This window comes from Spirosoma oryzicola (genome assembly GCF_021233055.1).
In the GTDB taxonomy this organism is placed as follows: Bacteria; Bacteroidota; Bacteroidia; order Cytophagales; family Spirosomataceae; genus Spirosoma; species Spirosoma oryzicola.
In genome coordinates this window covers 4,041,340-4,060,813 of record NZ_CP089538.1, presented here as the reverse complement: position 1 = coordinate 4,060,813, position 19,474 = coordinate 4,041,340, and the positions used below count along the sequence as shown (strand labels likewise).

16 protein-coding genes are annotated in these 19,474 nt (G+C 51.2%); 6 read left to right on the top strand and 10 right to left on the bottom strand.

Annotated elements, in window-relative coordinates:
* Nucleotides 1-63 precede the first annotated feature (63 nt).
* Entirely contained in the window at nucleotides 64-999 is a 936-nt protein-coding gene (rbsK, locus tag LQ777_RS17195; protein WP_232559167.1) for a ribokinase, read from the bottom strand.
* A gap of 261 nt (nucleotides 1,000-1,260) precedes the next feature.
* Between rbsK and LQ777_RS17190 the strand changes: the two genes are divergently transcribed.
* Complete coding sequence (locus LQ777_RS17190) at nucleotides 1,261-2,295, top strand: glycerophosphodiester phosphodiesterase (RefSeq protein WP_232559166.1); 1,035 nt, start codon at nucleotides 1,261-1,263, stop codon at nucleotides 2,293-2,295.
* A 54-nt stretch (nucleotides 2,296-2,349) separates the two neighbouring features.
* Here the strand turns inward: LQ777_RS17190 and LQ777_RS17185 are convergent, their stop codons facing one another.
* From LQ777_RS17185 to LQ777_RS17170, 4 genes are all read right to left on the bottom strand, one after another.
* Complete coding sequence (locus LQ777_RS17185) at nucleotides 2,350-3,858, bottom strand: tagaturonate reductase (RefSeq protein WP_232559165.1); 1,509 nt, start codon at nucleotides 3,856-3,858, stop codon at nucleotides 2,350-2,352.
* Between the two features lie 84 nt (nucleotides 3,859-3,942).
* Nucleotides 3,943-4,605 carry a bifunctional 4-hydroxy-2-oxoglutarate aldolase/2-dehydro-3-deoxy-phosphogluconate aldolase gene (locus LQ777_RS17180; protein WP_232559164.1) on the bottom strand — a complete coding sequence of 221 codons (663 nt, stop codon included), beginning with the start codon at nucleotides 4,603-4,605 and terminating at the stop codon, nucleotides 3,943-3,945.
* 79 nt (nucleotides 4,606-4,684) lie between these two features.
* Nucleotides 4,685-5,677 (bottom strand): sugar kinase, encoded by a 993-nt coding sequence (locus LQ777_RS17175; RefSeq protein ID WP_232559163.1) that lies wholly within the window; start codon nucleotides 5,675-5,677, stop codon nucleotides 4,685-4,687.
* A gap of 64 nt (nucleotides 5,678-5,741) precedes the next feature.
* Nucleotides 5,742-7,103: an MFS transporter gene (locus LQ777_RS17170; protein WP_232559162.1), complete on the bottom strand. Its 1,362-nt coding sequence runs from the start codon at nucleotides 7,101-7,103 to the stop codon at nucleotides 5,742-5,744.
* 147 nt (nucleotides 7,104-7,250) lie between these two features.
* Here LQ777_RS17170 and uxuA point away from each other — a divergent pair, with 147 nt between their 5' ends.
* The 3 genes from uxuA (at nucleotide 7,251) to LQ777_RS17155 (ending at nucleotide 10,980) form a co-directional block, all read left to right on the top strand.
* Nucleotides 7,251-8,432: a mannonate dehydratase gene (gene uxuA / locus LQ777_RS17165; protein ID WP_232559161.1), complete on the top strand. Its 1,182-nt coding sequence runs from the start codon at nucleotides 7,251-7,253 to the stop codon at nucleotides 8,430-8,432.
* Between the two features lie 154 nt (nucleotides 8,433-8,586).
* Nucleotides 8,587-10,014 carry a glucuronate isomerase gene (gene uxaC / locus LQ777_RS17160; protein WP_232559160.1) on the top strand — a complete coding sequence of 476 codons (1,428 nt, stop codon included), beginning with the start codon at nucleotides 8,587-8,589 and terminating at the stop codon, nucleotides 10,012-10,014.
* Between the two features lie 99 nt (nucleotides 10,015-10,113).
* On the top strand, nucleotides 10,114-10,980 hold the full coding sequence (locus tag LQ777_RS17155; protein ID WP_232559159.1) for an alpha/beta fold hydrolase: 867 nt from the start codon (nucleotides 10,114-10,116) through the stop codon (nucleotides 10,978-10,980).
* A 34-nt stretch (nucleotides 10,981-11,014) separates the two neighbouring features.
* On the opposite strand, the gene LQ777_RS17150 is transcribed toward LQ777_RS17155, so the two are convergent.
* Both LQ777_RS17150 and LQ777_RS17145 read right to left on the bottom strand, forming a co-directional pair.
* The gene (locus tag LQ777_RS17150) at nucleotides 11,015-12,292 is read right to left on the bottom strand and encodes an amidohydrolase family protein (RefSeq protein ID WP_232559158.1); all 1,278 of its coding nucleotides are present in this window, start codon (nucleotides 12,290-12,292) and stop codon (nucleotides 11,015-11,017) included.
* A gap of 596 nt (nucleotides 12,293-12,888) precedes the next feature.
* Nucleotides 12,889-13,344, bottom strand: a complete 456-nt coding sequence (locus tag LQ777_RS17145) for a DUF4920 domain-containing protein (RefSeq protein WP_232559157.1) — start codon at nucleotides 13,342-13,344, stop codon at nucleotides 12,889-12,891.
* Between the two features lie 175 nt (nucleotides 13,345-13,519).
* On the opposite strand from LQ777_RS17145, the gene LQ777_RS17140 reads away from it, so the two are divergent.
* A complete protein-coding gene (locus LQ777_RS17140) occupies nucleotides 13,520-15,565 on the top strand; it encodes a M13 family metallopeptidase (RefSeq protein WP_232559156.1) in 2,046 nt (681 codons plus the stop codon).
* Nucleotides 15,566-15,606: 41 nt separating this feature from the next.
* Here LQ777_RS17140 and LQ777_RS17135 read toward each other — a convergent pair whose 3' ends face one another.
* Nucleotides 15,607-16,740: a spore photoproduct lyase family protein gene (locus LQ777_RS17135; protein ID WP_232559155.1), complete on the bottom strand. Its 1,134-nt coding sequence runs from the start codon at nucleotides 16,738-16,740 to the stop codon at nucleotides 15,607-15,609.
* Between the two features lie 246 nt (nucleotides 16,741-16,986).
* On the opposite strand from LQ777_RS17135, the gene LQ777_RS17130 reads away from it, so the two are divergent.
* Nucleotides 16,987-17,472, top strand: a complete 486-nt coding sequence (locus tag LQ777_RS17130; protein WP_232559154.1) for a DinB family protein — start codon at nucleotides 16,987-16,989, stop codon at nucleotides 17,470-17,472.
* 47 nt (nucleotides 17,473-17,519) lie between these two features.
* Here the strand turns inward: LQ777_RS17130 and LQ777_RS17125 are convergent, their stop codons facing one another.
* Nucleotides 17,520-18,218, bottom strand: coding sequence for a porin family protein (locus LQ777_RS17125; RefSeq protein WP_232559153.1), 699 nt, complete (start codon nucleotides 18,216-18,218; stop codon nucleotides 17,520-17,522).
* 163 nt (nucleotides 18,219-18,381) lie between these two features.
* A complete protein-coding gene (locus tag LQ777_RS17120; protein WP_232559152.1) occupies nucleotides 18,382-19,458 on the bottom strand; it encodes an aminotransferase class V-fold PLP-dependent enzyme in 1,077 nt (358 codons plus the stop codon).
* Nucleotides 19,459-19,474: the final 16 nt, after the last annotated feature.

Genomic DNA, 19,474 nt, shown 5'->3' with positions numbered 1-19,474 from the left:
GGTGAGGGATAAAAGACTATGCGTTATCTACGATTACAGTCAGCAGGCTGGATAACGTCGTTACTACTTGCTCAGTAGTGGTTCCAGTTCGTGTCGGTACGGGGCCGATGCCTGAGCGCCCATGCGTGTAACTGATACGGAAGCCGCCCGGCAGGCAAATGTTACAGCATCCGCCAGCGTTTTTCCTTCGGATAAAGCTACCGTCAATGCTCCGTTGAAGCAATCTCCCGCAGCGGTTGTGTCAATTGCTTTGACAACGGGCGTTTCGACGAGCTGGCCGGACTGGCTGTCGGTAGTTAGGTAAGCTCCTTTTGAGCCGAGGGTAATAACCACGTTGGAAACGCCCATTTCCTGGAGCTTTTGCGCTGCTTTTTCGGCGGTAGCAAGATCAACTACCCGAACGCCCGTTAGCAGTTCGGCTTCGGTTTCGTTGGGCGTAATCAGGAACAAATGCGGAAATAAATCAGGTGGCAGCGTCTGGGCGGGGGCCGGATTCAGAATGACGCGCAAACCTCGCTCAGACGCTCTCCGAACGACGTATTCGACAGTCGGCAGCGGAATTTCCAGCTGAAGTAATACCAGCGCGCCGGGTTCTGCCGACTGCAAGGCGGCTTCGGTTTCTTCCGGGAGCAGATTGGCATTCGCGCCCGGAGCTACCGTAATGCTGTTTTCGCCGGATGCATCGACGTTGATCAGGGCTACCCCTGACGGATGATCGCTATCGGTTTGTACATAGGTTGTGTTGATGCCTTCCCGCTCGAATCCGTCAAGGGCCTGTTTGCCGAAAATGTCGTTGCCTACTTTCGCAACAAACGTTACCGAACCTCCCTTCGAAGCCTCAACCAGTCGGGCAGCTGCTACAGCCTGATTGGCCCCCTTGCCACCGGGATTCATTAAAAATGTACCCCCCATGACGGTTTCGCCCGGCGCGGGTAGTTTTTCGGCCTTTACGACCATGTCGGTGTTTGAGCTTCCAATGACAAGAATCTGATCTGGCATTCGGTAAATGAGTTAAGGGGCGGGTGCAAATTTATCTGGCAAAAAGTATATTGCAAGCTGAATAGTTGTCTATTCAGACGATTGATGGGTAAGCTGTCGTTGCCGAAGACAGAGTTGCATCGCCCGGTAAGTTTCTGTTCGCATTATGGCTATGTTGTCTAGTACCGGGTAATGATAATCTTAGTTTCAACTGAGTTTGGAGTATGAAGGCTACCTTGCTTCTCTTTTCTTACCAATACGCTTACTAATCAGTGCCCGGTCATGGTCAATTTTCGAATTACTGTACTCAATTTACTGCTCACTAGCTGCTTAAGTCACTTGGCTGCCAACGCTCAGCACACCTTATCGCTCTCCAATTATACGTATTCGCCCACACAAACGGCGGTAGGGACGCTTCGGGCTACTGGTCCGGTAAGTCGTCTGAGCCTGCGGGGGCCTAATGCGGGTTTATTCACCCTGAACAAAAGCAATCAGCTGGCTATTTCGCCGAAAGCCGCGAAAACGGCCACGCCCTGGTACGATCTTATCGTTGAAGGACAAACGGCTTCTGGTAGCGTGCGCGATACGTTTCGGATTGTGAAAGATGAATTTATCCGCAATCAGGTAATTGCACACCGGGGAGCCTGGAAACAAACCAAGACAAGTGAAAACTCGATTACGGCGCTACAAAATGCGATTCGGCTAGGCTGCATGGGTAGCGAGTTCGACGTGCACATGTCCGCCGATTCGGTGTTGTTCGTCAATCACGACGCGACCATTCAAGGGCTTGCTATCGAGAAAACGCCTTCTTCGGAACTGGCTAAAATCAAACTCAGCAACGGAGAGCCCCTGCCCACGCTGGAAGCTTATCTGACCGAAGGCATGAAACAAAACCGTACCCGGCTGATTCTGGAAATAAAAACATCGACAATGGGGAAAGAACGGTCGATGGCGTTGACGGAGCGTGTCCTGCAAACCGTAAACCAATTAAAAGCGCAGGCCTGGGTCGATTACATCGCTTTCGATTATGACGTTTGTAAGAAAGTGAAAGCGCTTAATCCGGATGCACGGGTTGCTTACCTGTACGGCGACAAATCACCGGAGCAACTGGCTGCCGACAATCTGTTTGGCTTAGATTACCACTTCAGTGTACTAAAGAAAAACGAAGACTGGATAGCCGACGCGCAAAAGCGTCACCTGACAGTTAACGTCTGGACCGTGAATGATCGGGAAACGTTGATGTGGTTTTTGGAGCGGCACGCTGATTTCATCACCACCAACGAACCGGAATTATTGCTATCGCTACTTGCCAATTAGGTAGCGTACAGCCAGCATCGGGTTGACCAACCTGACGCTGGCTGTACGAAAAAATTATTCCGATACGGCTTTGTTGAGCACCGCTTCGGCACCCGCTTCGAGAATCTCGTTCAGGTAGTCAGCCACCGCTTCGGTGAAGCCCGGCAACGTTGTCAGATCGGCCTGCCAGAGCGATTTGTCGGACAGTACGCTTTTGACAAACGAAAAAACGGTTGCGGAATCATTTTCCTTGACGGTCTGCCAGTCGCCGTAGTAATAACCAGCGCGTTCGTCGCGGATCGGGTAGTTGAGTACCCCACCACCGACGGCAATCTCGCCAAAGAACTGGCCTTCTTCCTGCCGTACGGCCTTCATAAAACGCAGGTAAGCCGCGAAACCCAACGCTATAAATTTGGGCACCGCATTGAACTGTTCGTAGTACCGTTGAATGGTCGCTACGTTTCGAGCCTGCATCTTTGCCGTTTCCTGAAGCGAAATGTTCAGCAGCAGGTGATCGAGGTACGGATTGCGGAACCGATCCAGTACATCGTGAGCGAACTGGGCAACATCGGCTTTGTCCATACCCGGAACGCCGTAATCTGGGACGGTCGGCACGATCTCTTTGAGCATCAACGACTCGACAAATTTGCTCATTGCCGGGTGCTTCATCTCATCCGCTACCGTTTCCAAACCGAGCAGGTAGCCCAGTGGCATGGTGAGCGTGTGTGTACCGTTCAGTACCCGTAACTTACGCTCTTTGTAAAAATTAATATCCTCGTCAATAATTACTTGTGGCGTACTTCCGTCCACGAAGCTTAGCGTTTCCCGAACGCGGTCGTCGCCTTCGATAGCCCACAGGTGATACGGTTCCGTAAACGTCAGCAGGTCGTCTTCATAGCCAAGCTCCTGTTGAAGTTCCTGCTTAGCTTCGTCGGTTGGGCGCGTGACAATGCGGTCAACCAGCGAGTTACAAAAGCGAACGTGAAACTTAAGCCACTTCGTAAACAGCTTGCCCAACTCGTTGAATTGAGCCAGTTTTTCCACGGCTTCGCGAAGGATCAAACCATTGTCGGTGACCAGCTCCGTTGGAATAACTACCAGACCTTTGGCTTTCGAGCCGCCTACGCTACGGAATCGTTCGTACAGAAAGGCCGTCAACTTCGCCGGAAACGATTGGGGAGGATGCTGGAAGATACTTTCTTCGGTATAGTTTAAGCCTACCTCGGTGGTATTGGAAATGATGATCTGCAACTTTGGGTTTCGAGCCAGCATCAAAATCTCATTCCACTGGGTCTGAGCCGCCATCACCCGGCTGATCGCCGACACAATCGTTGTTTCGGCTACGTTTTCACCTTGCTGAACACCCCGAACGGCCACGGTGTACAGATTATCCTGATCCGAAAATTCGCTGGTTTGACTATCGGTTGATTTAACGACGACAATCGAGCCGTTGAATCGACCTTCAGCATTGGCTTTTTGCACTAAATAATCGGGCAGGCCACGCAATAGGACGCCTGTACCGAACTGTAAGACCTTTTCCGGAAAAACAGGAGCGGGATGCGTCGAACGGTTGAGTTTTGACATGGGTGGGTGGGTGGCAGGCTGTTCTGCAATCATCTAAGAAGTTCGTTAACTATTGCGTAAAGATGAAAACGTCGGGTTGATACTTCACAATTCAGCAATAATACGCAGTACATCGCTAACTGTAGCCTCTATTTTATCAAACGCACGGTTTGCTAGTACATCTTTTGGGAAAAGCTGTGAACCCATCCCAACGGCGACAACACCCGCACCGAACCACTTGGATAGGCTTTCCCGGTTGGGTTCAACGCCACCCGTTACCATCGCACTGGCAAACGGCAGCGGTCCGCTTAGGCTCCGAATAAATTGAGGTCCCAACACCTCTCCCGGAAAGATCTTGACCACTTCAACGCCCCATTCGTGAGCGGTAGTAATTTCGGTTAATGTCGCGCAACCAGGCATGTAAGCCACTTTTCGACGGTTGCACAGCCGGGCAACTTCTTCACTGAAAGTTGGACCGACAATGAAGTCAGCACCGAGTTGCAGATAAAGCGCAGCCGTTGGCGCGTCCAGTACGGTACCGGCACCAAGTGCCAGACCGGGAAACTCGCGGGCACAAATCCGGCTCAGGTTCGCAAAACGTTCGTGGGCAAAATCGCCCCGGTTGGTGAATTCGAACGCCCGAACACCCGCCCGGTAACAGGCTGACACGACACCCAGACAGACTTCATCGTCGGGATGGTAAAAGACGGGAACAAGCGGGGTCTGACGGATGGTTTGATAAAGCGTTAGTCGGGGAATGCGGGCCATTTTTATGAAGTTTATCGTTTTGGGCGGACGGTCATTAATCGACGGTCGGCCACTAAATTCTACAAAGCACAAGCGTGTTTTAGCGTCGCAGTTTTCCGGAACTGTCACCCGCTTCCAGCGTTTCAATTTCGCTGACGGTGGCCAGATTCACATCGCCGGGAATCGTATGCTTCAAGGCTGAAGCCGCTGCGCCGAACTCAACCGCTCGCTGTGGATCGTTGAAAGTAAGCAAACCGTAAATCAGTCCGGCCATGTAGGCATCACCTGTGCCAATCCGATCCACAATAGGTTGAATGCTGTACACTCTTGATTTATGAACGGTATTGCCGTCGAACAGCTTGGCCGACAGTTCATTGTGCGATGCACTCAGGGAATTGCGTTTGGTATCCGTAATGTACTTCAGGGTTGGAAAACGTTTCATCATAGCCCGTCCTGCTTCGATAAACGTGCTGCCTACCACGCCGTACAGTTCCGAAAAAAGCGCTTTGTTACCCAAAACAAGCGTACAGCCTTCGGTTAAGGCAGGCATAATTTCCTGCGGAGTACGACCGTATTGCCAGAGATTACTGCGGTAAACGATATCACCCGAAACCGGAACGCCGAGTCGATTCGCGGTCTGAATACCAGCCAGCAAACAATCCGCAGCGCCCTGCGAGAGTGCGGGCGTAATCCCGGTCCAGTGGAACCAGTCGGCACCACTCAGGACAACCTCCCAGTCAATATCGTTGGGCGTGATGCGCGAAAACGCCGAATCGACACGGTCATAGATAATCTGGCTGGCCCGGCTTCCCGCACCCGTTTCCAGAAAATACAACCCAAGTCGACCATCACCGAAACGAATATGCTGCGTTCCTACGCCGTACTGACGTAAGTAGCCAGCCGCCGACCGACCTAAAGCATGATCGGGAAAACGAGTGACGTGGGCGGTTTCGAGTCCTAACTGCGCCAGGGAGACGGCCACATTGGCTTCGGTCCCGCCAAAGTGCATGGTCAATGAATCGGTTTGTACAAAACGCTCAACACCCGGTGGACTAAGCCGGAGCATAACTTCGCCGAAAGTGATGACTTTCATGAATGGTAAGAAGGGTAGATTAGAATGTGCAAGTTACGGGCATCCGTTGAGAAATGTGTAGTATTTATTTGGCACTTAACAAGCTCCATTTTCCCCGGTTTTCCAATTCTTCGGCTTTGACCGGTTCCAGTTTGGGCAGGACCAGGTGAATAAGCAGCAAAGCGGTCAGGTAGCTGCAACTGGCAACGATGAACATGGGCAAATACCCGAATGCCGTAATAATTCGTCCAGACAGCAGCGCGAGCAGGATACCACCCACCGCCCCGAACATACCGCCGATACCCGTTACCGATGCCACAACATTTCTCGGAAACAGGTCGGAGGCAAAGGTGTACATGTTGGCCGCCCAACCCTGGTGCGCAGCCGTAGCGAGCGAAATGAGGGCGATAGCGATGGTCAGACTGTTGGTTTGAGCCGCAAAAAATATGGGTACAACGCACAAGGCGCAGATAAGCATGGTGGTCTTGCGGGCGCGATTGGCCGACCAGCCCAGGCTCATAAACTGGGTGCTCAGCCAGCCAAAGAAAATGCTCCCGGCATCGGAAACGAGGTAAATGATTAGGAAAGGAACGCCGAAGCTTTTCAGATCGAGCTTCTGATCAAGCGCGTCATTTGAGTTGAAAAAATCGGGAAGCCACGTCATGTAAAACCACCAGATCGGATCGGCCAGGAACTTACCAATGGCAAAGGCCCAGGTTTGTTTGTAGCTCAACAATTGCCCCCAGGAGGGTTTTACGGGCACACGACGTTCCTCGTCGCTCCGGATGTAAGCTAGTTCGGCGGGGGAGAGCTTTGGGTTCCGTTCGGGTTTGCTGTAGGTAAACCACCAGAGTATAAGCAGGCCAAAACCGAGTAAACCCGTTACAAAAAAGGAACTTCGCCAACCAAAGCGTAGAATCAGGGAAGGAATGGCGAGAGCCGTCAGGATGATGCCGACGTTTGTTCCGGCGTTGAAAAGTCCATTGGCAAACGAGCGCTCGCGCCGGGGAAACCATTCCGATATGGTTTTGACCGACGACGGGAAATTAGCCGATTCGCCCAGCCCCAAAATACCCCGTGTCCACCGCAGACCGGTCATCGTTTGCACAAACGTCGTCAAGGTAGCCGCGATGCTCCAGACAATAATGCCCAGGGCAAAGCCGCGTTTGGTACCAATCCGGTCAATAAGCCAGCCCGCCAGTAGAAAACCGATGGCATAGGCAAATTTGAAAGCCGCATCCACATCGCTGTACAGGATCTTGAACCGGTCGATGGCTTCCTTGGTCAGCTCTTTGTCAAGCGGTAAATCGAGCATTTCTTTGCGAAAAACCTCATCGGTCATCGTAAAGGAAAGCACCTGGCGATCAATGTAGTTGATGGTCGTTGCCAGGAACAACAGCGCGACGATACGCCAGCGGAAACGACCGGATGTTGTGAGCGTTTGCAAAACAAATGACTGCTAATTAGTGAGAAAAGCATAGAAATACGCTTTTTTACCTAAAATTAGTCAGTAAGTCGGTAGTTGCAAGCCGTCAAATGGTCTGTACGTGTCAAACTTGCTTGCTTATTAATATACTAACTTACTGATTATAAAATGCTTGAACAAACCTGGCGATGGTTTGGACCGAATGATCCGGTATCGCTAAACGACGTACGACAGGCTGGCGCTACCGGCATTGTAACCGCCCTGCATCATATTCCAAACGGCGAAGTCTGGTCGATAGACGAAATCCAGAGCCGCAAATCACAAATTGAACGGGCGGGCCTGACCTGGTCGGTTGTCGAAAGTATTCCTGTTCATGAAGGGATCAAAACGCGATCCGGTGATTTCCTGCGCTACATCGAAGACTACAAAGAATCGATTGTGAATGTAGCGCAGGCCGGTATCGATACGGTTTGTTACAATTTCATGCCTGTCCTCGACTGGACGCGGACCGATCTCGATTATCCTATGCCCGACGGTTCGACGGGGTTACGGTTCGATGCTACCGAATTTGCTGCTTTTGAGCTGTATATTCTGAAACGTCCGGGCGCGGAATACCTGTACAACGATACCCAAAAGCAACGGGCGCGGGCAATGCTCGATTCGATGACGGATGCGCAGGTGAAACGCCTGACGCGCACAATCATTGCGGGGCTGCCCGGTTCCGAAGAAAGTTATACCGTAGAACAATTCCGGAATGCGCTCGATGCGTACAAAGACATCAGCGACCACGACTTACGGCAGAATCTGTATGCCTTCCTGCGGGAGATCGTACCCGTAGCTCAATCGGTTGGTGTACGACTAGCCATTCATCCCGACGATCCGCCATACCCGATTCTCGGGTTGCCCCGCGTGGTCAGCACCGAAGCCGATGCCCGTGCGCTGCTGGCTGCGGCCAACTCACCGGCGAACGGAATCTGTTTCTGCACGGGCTCCTACGGCGTTCGGGCGGATAACGATTTAGTGGGCATGGCCGAACGGCTGGGCGATAAGATTCACTTTGTTCACCTGCGCAGTACCGAACGGAATGCCGACGGTAGTTTCCAGGAAGCGAACCACCTCGAGGGCGATGTGCCGATGGCAGGCGTGATGCGGGCTTTGTTGAACGAGCAGAAACGGCGGCAAGACGAAGGCCGAACCGATTTGCGAATGCCGTTCCGCCCCGATCATGGTCACCGGATGCTCGATGATCTGACGTCGGGTAAGCGGACCAATCCGGGCTATACCGCTATTGGCCGATTGCGCGGACTGGCAGAACTACGCGGCCTGATGACGGGGCTAATGCATCAATAGCCTGTTGCCCGGATTAGTTGTTTGTCCTACACAGACTAGCTAGGTAGATAATGGCAATTACGCCGAAGGTGAATCGTTTTCAGTTCATGAGTCACCCTTTTAAAAAATAAATACAGAGACCGGGAGAAACTACCCGGTTTTTGCTTTTCCAACCATGAATACACTCTTGTCTTCTCCCGCGTTTTTGTCCGACGACTTTCTGCTTCAGACGGAGACAGCCCGGCGGCTTTACCACGAGTACGCCCGGCCCATGCCAATCATTGATTACCACTGTCATCTGCCGCCCGATCAGATTGCTGCCGATAAACGGTTTGAGAACATAACGCAGCTCTGGCTCTACGGCGACCATTATAAATGGCGGGCTATGCGCACCCACGGCATCGATGAACGGTACTGCACGGGCAATGCATCCGATTGGGAGAAGTTTGAGAAATGGGCGGAAACCGTGCCGTACACAGTGCGGAACCCCCTATACCACTGGTCGCATCTGGAGCTTAAAAACCCGTTTGGCCTGACCGATATTCTAAGCCCCTCTACGGCCCGGTCGGTGTACGATAGCTGTAATGAGCAATTGCCCAACCTATCGACACGCGCTCTGCTTCAACATTTCGATGTCCGGGTGGTCTGTACGACGGATGATCCGACGGATTCACTTGAGCACCACCGCGCTATTGCCAGGGACGGTTTTAAAGTAAAGATCCTGCCTACGTTCCGACCTGACAAGGCTATGGCCGTTGATGATCCGGCTGCGTTTCGGGCTTATGTTCAGAAAGTGGGGGAGGTGACGAACCGCGAAATTCGTACCCTAACTGATTACATGGATGCGCTCAAGTCCCGGCACGATTACTTTGCCGAAATGGGCTGCCGCTTATCCGATCACGGTCTCGAAACTGTCTATGCCGAACCGTACGTAGAAAGCGAAATCAAAACGATTTTCGACAATCTATTGCTCAACTGGAGTGATGGACTAAAGGTGCTTAGCCCTACCGATATACTAAAGTTCAAGTCGTTCATGCTCGTTCAATTTGCCGAATGGGATCACGAGAAAGGCTGGACGCAGCAGTTTCACCTGGGGGCGCTCCGGAACAACAACGTTCGGCGGTTGCGCGATCTCGGTCCGGACACCGGGTGGGATAGCATCGGCGATTTTCCGCAGGCTGTTGCCTTGTCGCGCTTTCTGGGTGGTCTGGATGATCGCAACCAACTGGCAAAGACGATTCTGTATAACCTCAATCCGGCGGACAACGAAGTGATCGCTACCATGATCGGCAACTTCAACGACGGTTCGGTACGCGGTAAGGTACAGTTCGGTTCGGGCTGGTGGTTCCTGGATCAGAAAGACGGGATGGAAAAACAGATCAACGCCTTGTCGAACATGGGCTTGTTGAGTGCCTTCGTCGGGATGCTGACCGATTCGCGGAGTTTTGTATCGTACAGCCGACACGAATATTTCCGACGCATTCTCTGCAACATCTTCGGGAACGATATTGAAAACGGCGAGCTACCGAATGATGTGGATTGGATCGGGCAGATTGTACAGGACATCTGTTATCGCAACGCCGAGCGGTATTTCGGTTTCTAACAGTAAGTGGCGTTTTGGGTGTGGTATCAGGTTTGAGAACCTGACACCACACCCAAAACGCACAAAAAACATTCACTCAAAAACGACATTTGTTTTTCTATGGAACACACATTTGTCGACATCAACAATACACAATCCGGGCGCATTCGGCTGCACGTGGTTCAGGCGGGTCCAGTTGATGGGCCGTTGGTTATTCTGCTGCATGGTTTTCCCGAGTTCTGGTACGGCTGGCACCAGCAGATTAGTGAACTAGCCGCAGCCGGTTTTTGCGTTTGGGTACCCGATCAGCGCGGCTATAACCTGAGTGACAAACCGAAAGGGGTAGCTTCCTATGCAATTGATAGTTTAGCCGCCGATATAATTGGATTAATCGACGCAGCAGGTCGGCAAAAAGCAAGGGTCGTCGGTCACGACTGGGGCGCGGCTGTCGCCTGGTGGACCGCTGTGGTATATCCAGAGCGGGTCGAGCGGCTTGTTGTGCTGAACGTACCCCACCCGGTTGTTATGAAAAAGTTTGCCAGTCGTGATCTGGGTCAACTAAAACGGAGCTGGTACATCGGATTTTTTCAACTGCCCTGGCTGCCCGAAAAATTACTGGGATTACGCAATTACTCGTTTCTGGCGCGAACCCTGCGTGGAAGCAGCCGCCGGGGGACGTTTACGAACGACGATCTCGGCCACTATAAAACGGCCTGGTCGCAACCCGGTACATTAACGGCAATGGTCAACTGGTACCGGGCGGCTCTACGGAAACCACCAAGTCGTCAGAAATCGATTCGGGTCACCGTGCCGACGCTGATTATCTGGGGTGTCAAAGACCGATTTTTAAAGCGCGAAATGGCCCAACTTAGTCTTGATCTTTGCGATGAAGGACGTGTTGTTTATCTGGAAAACGCTACCCACTGGGTTCAGCACGAAGAAGCCGAACGAGTCAATGCGTTACTAAAAGAGGATACGCGTATCTAGTCACCCCTATTTAGAGGTGACTAGGCGTGAACGACTACTGCTTGTAAATCTTTCCGTCCTTCATCACAAACTGAACGGTCTGCAACGTTTTGATATTCTGCAACGGATTTTCGCTAACGGCAATGATGTCGGCCAGTTTGCCCGTTTCAATCGAGCCAATTTGCGTATCCAGGCCAAGCAGCTTGGCATTGGTTAGCAGGGCTGTTTTGATTGCTTCTACGGCGGGCATACCGGCTTCGACCATGTATTCGAACTCCTTGGCGTTGTAACCGTGAATGTACACGCCGGCATCGGTTCCAAAGGCAATCTTAACTCCCGCTTTGTAAGCTTTACCAAACGTAGCCTGAATTTTCGGTCCGATTGCCAGGGCTTTCGGCGTCACGAGGGCGGGGTAATACCCAAACATCCGGGCGGAATCGGCGACGGTTTTACCGGCAATAATCGTCGGAACAAAGTACGTACCGTGCTTTTTGAATAGTTCAATCGCTTCGTCGTCCATAAACGTGCCGTGCTCGATGGTTTGCACGCCCGCGCGGATGGCTCGCTTCATGCCTTCGGCCCCGTGGGCGTGAGCCGCCACGGCAAAACCGTAATCTTTGGCCGCATCGACCACCGCTTTCACTTCTTCCTCCGTAAATTGGGGGTTAGACCCATCTTTTGCGTTACTCAACACCCCACCCGTTGCCGTAATTTTGATCAGGTCGGCTCCGTCTTTGTACCGTTGCCGAACGGCTTTGCGGGCATCGGCTGCGCTGTTGATCACACCATCTTCTGGTCCCGGATCGCCCATGAGATCTTTACGGTAGCCGTTCGTCGGATCGGCATGACCGCCGGTTGTTGCAATGGATTTGCCAACGGTCAGCACACGAGGACCGTCAACCAGCCCAGCATTGATGGCATTGCGAAGCGAAATATTGACACCGCTGCCTCCTAAGTCTCGCACCGTAGTAAAACCGGCAAGAAGCGTTGTTTTGGCGTATTTTGACGCCTGGAAAGCCACATCCGGCACGTTCTTCGTAAAGCCATCAATGGCTCCGCCCCGGCGCGTCTGACTTTCGAGGTGAACGTGCATGTCGATCAGGCCAGGCAGGACAGTTTTTGATTTCAGATCGACAACGGCGTCTTTACCAGCAGGATTGGTATAGCCTTTCTGAATAGCGGTAATTTTGTTACCTTCAACAACAACCGTCATTTGAGGTTGCAGCGAGTTGCCGACGCCATCGAAGAGGTTTCCGCAGTGAATGAGTGTACGCTGGGCAAACAGAGGAGCTGCCAGCAGGGATAATCCTGCCAGTAGGTATAGTTTTTTCATAAAAGATTGTTGGTTGGGTACAAAAAAGGCCGCAACGGATCGTTGCAGCCCTTAATCTACTGAAATTAGTTAAAGTGAGCTAGTCAATCGGCGAAACCTGCACAATAACTTCCTGCGAAGATTCTGAGCTAGAGCTAGCATTATACCGTCCATCTCGTAAAATGACCTTATATCGTTGTCCGCCAAAGTCAATGCTTGTTGAGTCCATAAGCGTCGGTTGGTTAGTAGGCATACGCCTATAATTAGGAATCCATGCAAATAACCGAACAGATTGGCTCTGAGACGCTTTTGACAAGTGTAGCAAGACACTAGCATTGTCAGGAGCGAAACAGTCAGCGTTAGGCGGGCAAATGGATACACGAACCGAATCAGCCCGGATATTTAAGCCAGTTGATGTTTGTATGGATGTTCCAGCCTGAAGAGCCAAGTGGTCAGCAGGAAGTTTTTCACGCGGTACTGTGTCTCCAGAGTGACAAGCCGCAAGCAGTACGGTTCCAACGATGAGTAAACCAGAAAGCGCCTTTGTGAAATTAAACATAATCCCTGGTGTTTTTTGACAAGGATTCGTCCGCCTGAAAAAAGGTTGGATCGATCAATTATTTTTTCACGATCACGCCGTCGGCCATAAATGTCAGAGCTTTTTCGGGCTGGTTGATTTTCTCGATTTCTTCTTTTGATTTACCCGCATCCTCGGCGTAGTGACGGAGTTCGTCAACCGGCGTAGTCGTACTTTCGGCGGTGCCTTCTACAACGACCGTTTTGCCAACGATGTCTTTCGGAACGAAGAAGGCGTAGTCTTTAAACATGACGCGCATGGTTTGTCCGTCGCCCGTTTTAATTTTCATCCAGCAGCCTTTCATTTTGCAGACCGACTCGACAGTGCCTTCGACTTTCGTATCCAGCTTGTCTTTGCCGTTCATTTTTGCCGATAACTGCGTAGCGGGGATAGCTCCTTTTTCGGTAATTTTTTTGCCGTGATAACTCGCTTCGCCCTGCGCAAAAGCACCAAACGATGCACCGACGAGTAAGCTGAGAATGAGCAGTTTTTTCATGGTGAAAGTAAAATTTGACGAATTGATAAACGAAGATAAGGAAAGATTGTGGTTTGTCATGTGATACCTCGTTGGCGGACATTTATCAAAAAGCGAACCAAGTTTCAGTAAGTTTTTTGATCTTGCTCTTTAAGTTCATACCGGACTGCCATTTCATGAAACTCTACTGCGAATTATGACACGAATCAATGCGGTATTTGTCGTCGGCCTGTGTGCGTTGGCCCTGACAGCCTGCCAGAAAAAAGAGAAGGACGACGTGCCTTCGCGTACCACCTTTTTCGACAAATCGGGAATGGATACGACTGTTTTGCCTGGCAATGACTTTTTCTCGTACGCCAACGGAGCCTGGGTGAAGAAAACGAAAATTCCCGATGATCAGACCGGCTGGGGCTCGTTTTACCAGATTTACGAAGATAACCAGCGCAAAACGCGATCCATTCTGGAAGAAGCCGCCAAGTCTGACGCTAAATCGGGAAGTGTCGAACAGAAAGTTGGCGATTTCTACGCCAGCGGGATGGATACGGCTACCATTAACAAACTCAGCTACGAACCGCTAAAAGCCGAACTGGCAAAAATTGCGGCTCTGACCGATTACAAGCAGGTGTTGAACTACTTAGCTGCTGACGAAAGTAATCGGGGCGGGGAGTTCATTGGGTTTTACGTCGGTTCCGACGACCGGCAGAGTTCGATCAATCGGATCAATTTCAGTCAGGCGGGTTTGTCGTTGCCCGAGAAAGAGTACTACACCCGCACCGACGAGGCCACGAAGAAAATTCGAACAGCTTTCGTCGCTTACGTGGCTAAACTTTTTACGATGGTTGGCGTCGATCCGACTTCGGCTCGCACCAAAGCCGACGCCATTCTGGAATTTGAAACGGCCCTGGCCAAGTCGCACAAAGCGCCCGCCGATCTGCGGGATCCGGTTGCGAATTACAACAAATTTGCCGTTGCTGACCTGACCAAACGAATGCCCAACCTCGACTGGCGGACGTTGCTCAGCACGATGGGTCTGGAGAAAATCGATACGGTCTTGGTGGCGCAACCTGGCTACTACCAGGCATTGGACAAAACATTACCGACAGCGTCGATTAGTGTACTGAAAGACCGGCTTGTGTTTGACCTGCTGGACCACAACGCCAGTTTGTTGAGCAAACCCTTTGAGCAGGCCAGTTTCGATTTCAACAGCAAAACGCTCTACGGACAGCCTCAGCTATCCGAACGCTGGAAGCGCATTGCTGACCGTACGGACGGTTCGCTGGGAGAAGCCCTGGGACAATTATGGGTTAAGAAATATTTCCCGGCAGAAGCCAAAGAGCGGATGTTGACGCTGGTCGATAATTTGCAAAAGGTGTACCGCGAGCGCATCGAAAAGCTCGATTGGATGGCTCCCGAAACCAAAGAAGTTGCCCTGGTAAAGCTGGATAAATTCGTCAAGAAAATCGGCTATCCCGACAAGTGGAAAGATTATTCGGATGTCGATATCAAGCGGGACGATTATTTTGGTAACGTGCAGCGGGCCCGGAAGCACTATTACAAGGAAGAGTTTGCAAAAATCAACAAACCCGTTGATCGCACCGAATGGGGTATGACTCCGCCAACGGTGAATGCCTACGCCAATCCGACTAACAACGAAATCGTTTTCCCAGCGGGAATTCTTCAGTTCCCATTCTTTGACAAAGATGCCGATGATGCCATCAACTACGGTGGTATCGGAATGGTGATCGGCCACGAAATGACCCACCTGTTCGACGATCAGGGTCGTCAATATGACGCGAATGGTAACCTTCGCGACTGGTGGACCAAACAGGATGCCGAGCGATTCAAGACGAAAGTGCAAACGGTTGTCAACCAGTATAACAAGTACACGGTTCTTGACAATTTACAGTTAAACGGTCGGCTAACGTTGGGCGAAAACCTGGCCGACCTGGGCGGTATCACGCTAGCCTATCAGGCGTTCAAACTCACTAAGCAGGGCAAGGGCACCGATAAAATTGACGGCTTCACACCCGATCAACGCTTTTTCCTGGGCTTTGCGCAGGTATGGCGCATCAAGGTACGTGACGAAACCGAACGGGCTGGAATCTCTACTGATCCACATTCGCCCGCTAAGTTTCGGGTCAACGGTCCGCTGACAAATTTCGAACCGTTTTACCGGGCGTTTAGCGTAAAGCCGGGACAGAAGCTGTACAAGCCCGAAGTCGAACAGGCAAAGGTGTGGTAGCTAGTTTCCTGACCCCTCTTCTAAGAGAGGGGTCAGGAAAATTACGTCCAGTAAAGCATCGGTGCGTTGGGAAAGCACTTCGCCCATTCAGCATAAAAAAACGCTTTCATGTCTTTCATGTCGGTGGGTTGATAGACGTATTTGGTACCGCCAAACTTGTTTCGTTTCTCGGCCCGGCCCGCTTCGTCCATGTCGAGCGATGTATTTGGATACCATTGCATCAGCACGTCCTTGGAGCCTGGAGTAAACCGGTGAGTGATAAATTCAACCGTTAGGTCACAGGGAAAGTCAAGATACGTTTTAATGCGGTCTAGTAGAGCCGTATATTCCTCGCGCCAGTTAGGAATGGGCATGATCGGAGCCAGAACTACGCCGACCCGATAGCCGCCACCGCCTAATTCGCGGGGAAGCGCCAGCTTTCGCATCGCCTGCAACCGAGCCTCAACCGAAGCCGTACCTCCTTCCAACCGCCGGGCCACCGAGTCGGTATTCAAACTAAACCGGGCACGTGTCTGACCGTTGTGCTGTAAGTCTAGCAAGCTATCAACCTGATTGTATTTAGAGACGAAGCGCAACTGACCTTGCTCACGCGTACCAAAATGGCGAATGCATTCGGCCAGACTACCCGTCAGGTGCTCAATACCCAGTACGTCGGTGTAGCAGCTAACTTCAAAGCTGGTGGGGCGGTTGGGATCGTGGCCCTGCCAGCTTTTGTTGGGCGGAAAGGTACCCTCGTAGGTAGCGGTATGCGCAAGCATCTTGGGCAGGTTTGCATAGGCACGAACTACGGGTGGACCGGCCAAACTACCCGCCAGATAGCAGTAGTGACAATGAGCGGGGCATCCTTCCGCCAGGTTCATTTGCCAGTCTGCTGACGGCGGAATGGGTTGCAAACGGAAAGCGCTCGGTGGTGCGTTGACAATGGCAAGCGTATTTTTAGCAATACGATAGGTCTCCCGCTCGTCTGCTCCACGCAAACCCGTAATGCGGTTGTTCTTAGCTACTTCGATGGGTAGATCAAAGGCCGAAATTCGTTCGTACATTGCCTGGCCAAAAGGCTCTTTCAACGCATCGGCTGTGAAAACAACCCGTTTTGGCATCCAAACACGGGCTGATTTAACGAGCGGTTCTTTGGCCAACTGAGGCTTCACTTGTTCGGTTTGTTCACCAGTCATAACGAGAGTATATAAGGAACAGCAGGAGGGGAAAAACGTAGCCCTGCTACTCTTTTATAACATAGTTTGGGACGTTATAAATCCATTTGGCTGATATTTGATAGGGTGTTATCTTGGTGATAAAGAACGAGTTATTAATAGAATAACAGATTATATTAATGAAGCGTTAAATAAATATAGAACCGTAATCTTAGAGGAAATGTAGGTATGGAAAATAGGAGCAAGACCAACATACAGAACCAGCTCATGACCGATTGTCGTGCTTTTATTGATGTAGCAAACGAGCGTTCTGAAGCTCAGTTTACACAACAAGTCGATGGAAAGTGGTCTGTTGCCGAAGTAATGCAGCATCTCTACCTGTCGGCCCGACCAGTTGCTCGATTGATGGCAGGGCCGCGTGAGGTTTTTGACCAATGGGGTAATGCAGACAGGCCATCCCGGCACTATGAAGAAATCGCGGCAGCTTACCAAAAAGTTTTAACCTTTGGCAACAAAGCCCCCGCAAGCATGTCGCCCCGCCCGGAAGATATGGAAGTGACGAAACAAGGGATGATAGATCGGTTTTCGGCCATTTACGCATCACTCGTGGAGGCTTCCGAAGGATGGTCAGACAACGACCTTAATACATTTCTTATTCCCCATCCTGTGCTCGGTATGCTGACCGTTCGTGAAATGCTGTATTTTACAAGCGCGCATACGCAACACCACTTACGTCTGCTGCCAAAAACCTAAAAAGCCAATTCTTTTGAATTGGCTTTTTAGGTCAGTATGTCATTTGCTTACCGGGCAAGGCGTAGGCCCCGGTTACCCACCTGGCCAAAGTAATAATTGACGCCGAACTTAAGCCGACCCCCTTTACCACGCCCCAATGTTGGGTCAAATTTGTTGTAAAAGTTACCTTCGTAGCTTACCTCAGCTCCCAACCGGTGCAGAATCCAGAACATAACGCCTAGCTCTAGGCCAACACTGGTGTAGGTTGCCTTGGTGTCCGATGCGATATTTTCGGAGAATTCGCGGCCACCATTTAAACTCGCGCCAACAAAGCTGCTGACCCGCGTACGAAATGGGTAATACCGGGCGAAAATACCAGCTTGACGCGCGTGGTATTTGTTACCAACGAGCCGATCATAGTCGAATCGCAGCCCAGCCGCGAAGCCAGGCTGGAAAAAGTAGCCCAATCGAGCGTTGATGTCAGTGTATACTTTTCCGCTGGTAGCCCCAAATCCAACGCCACCCCCCAGGAAAAGATTGCCTGGCTGGAACCAGCTAAGCTGGTTGTCCTGCATGTAGTTGCGCGATTTTTCGATTTCCTCGCTTAGCTTTTCTTCTACCTGGTTCGCTTTTTGGCGAGCTTCCTGACGGGTACGTTCGTCGATCAGCGGTTTTGAGCGTTCCGTTGAGTCGGCGTTGTTCTGGGCATATCCTGCCAGCGAAAAACAGGCAAGAAGCGTAATCGTTGATAGCAGCTGTTTCATCATCGTTGAGTTTATGTATTTTTTATAGAAACGTTGACTTAGTAAACTGTAAAGGATAAAGAAGGTTTGCTTCGGCTGTTGGACGAGCGTTTGCCGCTACAAAACAGAAAAAGCCGCCTTAAATGAAGAAGACGGCTTATCCTTGAAAAGAGACTAAAACAAATTCTTATTTTGATAACTGCTTGATTAAGGCTTCTACCTGATCAAACGATGTTGCCGGGAAGTTGGCAATTCGGATTTGTGAGTCCTTGAACTTGCCGTAACCCGTTCCAACCACCATACCCGCCTGTTTTGCGTTTGAAATGACATCGGCAGAGGGTTTTTGGGTATTCGCTACAATAACCGTCTGTGACCGATGCCGTTCCTGCTGCACAAAGGGAGTGTAGTCTGCCGAATCATCCAGGAACTTGTACAGCATCCGGGCTTTTTCTTCGGTTTGTTTGCGAATGGTGTCAATACCGATCTTGTTGAGATCCTCGGCTATTTTTCCCAGCAGGTAGATGAACAGCACGTTTGGTGTAGCGGGCGTTTCAAATGTTTTGTAATGACTCCAGAGCGTAGGCAGGGTATGATGCGCCCCGACGGTCATGCTGTCGTACTTCTGTAACCGCTCCGCCTTTTCAAGGCAGGTTTGACTGGCAATCCATACGCCCAAACCGGCTGGCATACCAAACGCTTTCTGAACCGAGAAAAACGCAGAATCGACCAAACCATAATCCAGATCAGGGTAGGGGGCCGACGAAACCATATCGACAACGACCAGCTTCTTGGCGTATTTGCGCTTGATTTTGTGAATGTCCTGCGTACGGGTCTGCACACCCGACGAGGTTTCGTTGTGGGTCAGGCAAATCAGCTCGGCGTATTCCGGCACCTCAATTTCGTTGGCATCGAAACCTTCGCCGAACGGCTTTTCGAAGACATGAGCGTACTTGTGCAGCGCGTTGGCGTAGTCGTAAAACTTTTTCGAAAAGGACCCGTTGACGAGGTGAAAGCTCTCGTGCTCAACGCAGTTGAACAAGATGCGCTCCCACACTTCCGAGGCCGAGCCGGTAAAAAAAATGCCGTGCGTTTCGGGAACGTTCAACAACGTGCGTAGTTGCTCGTCGGTGAATTTGTAGATATCCCGGAATTTCTGGCTTCGGTGCGAAATCGACCCAAGCTGCTCGTCCATCGCCGTTTGAAGGTGCTGATAGATGGTTGGATACAGCTCAGCCGGACCGGGCGTAAAGTACGTTTGTTTCATAAAGAGCCAAAGAGTG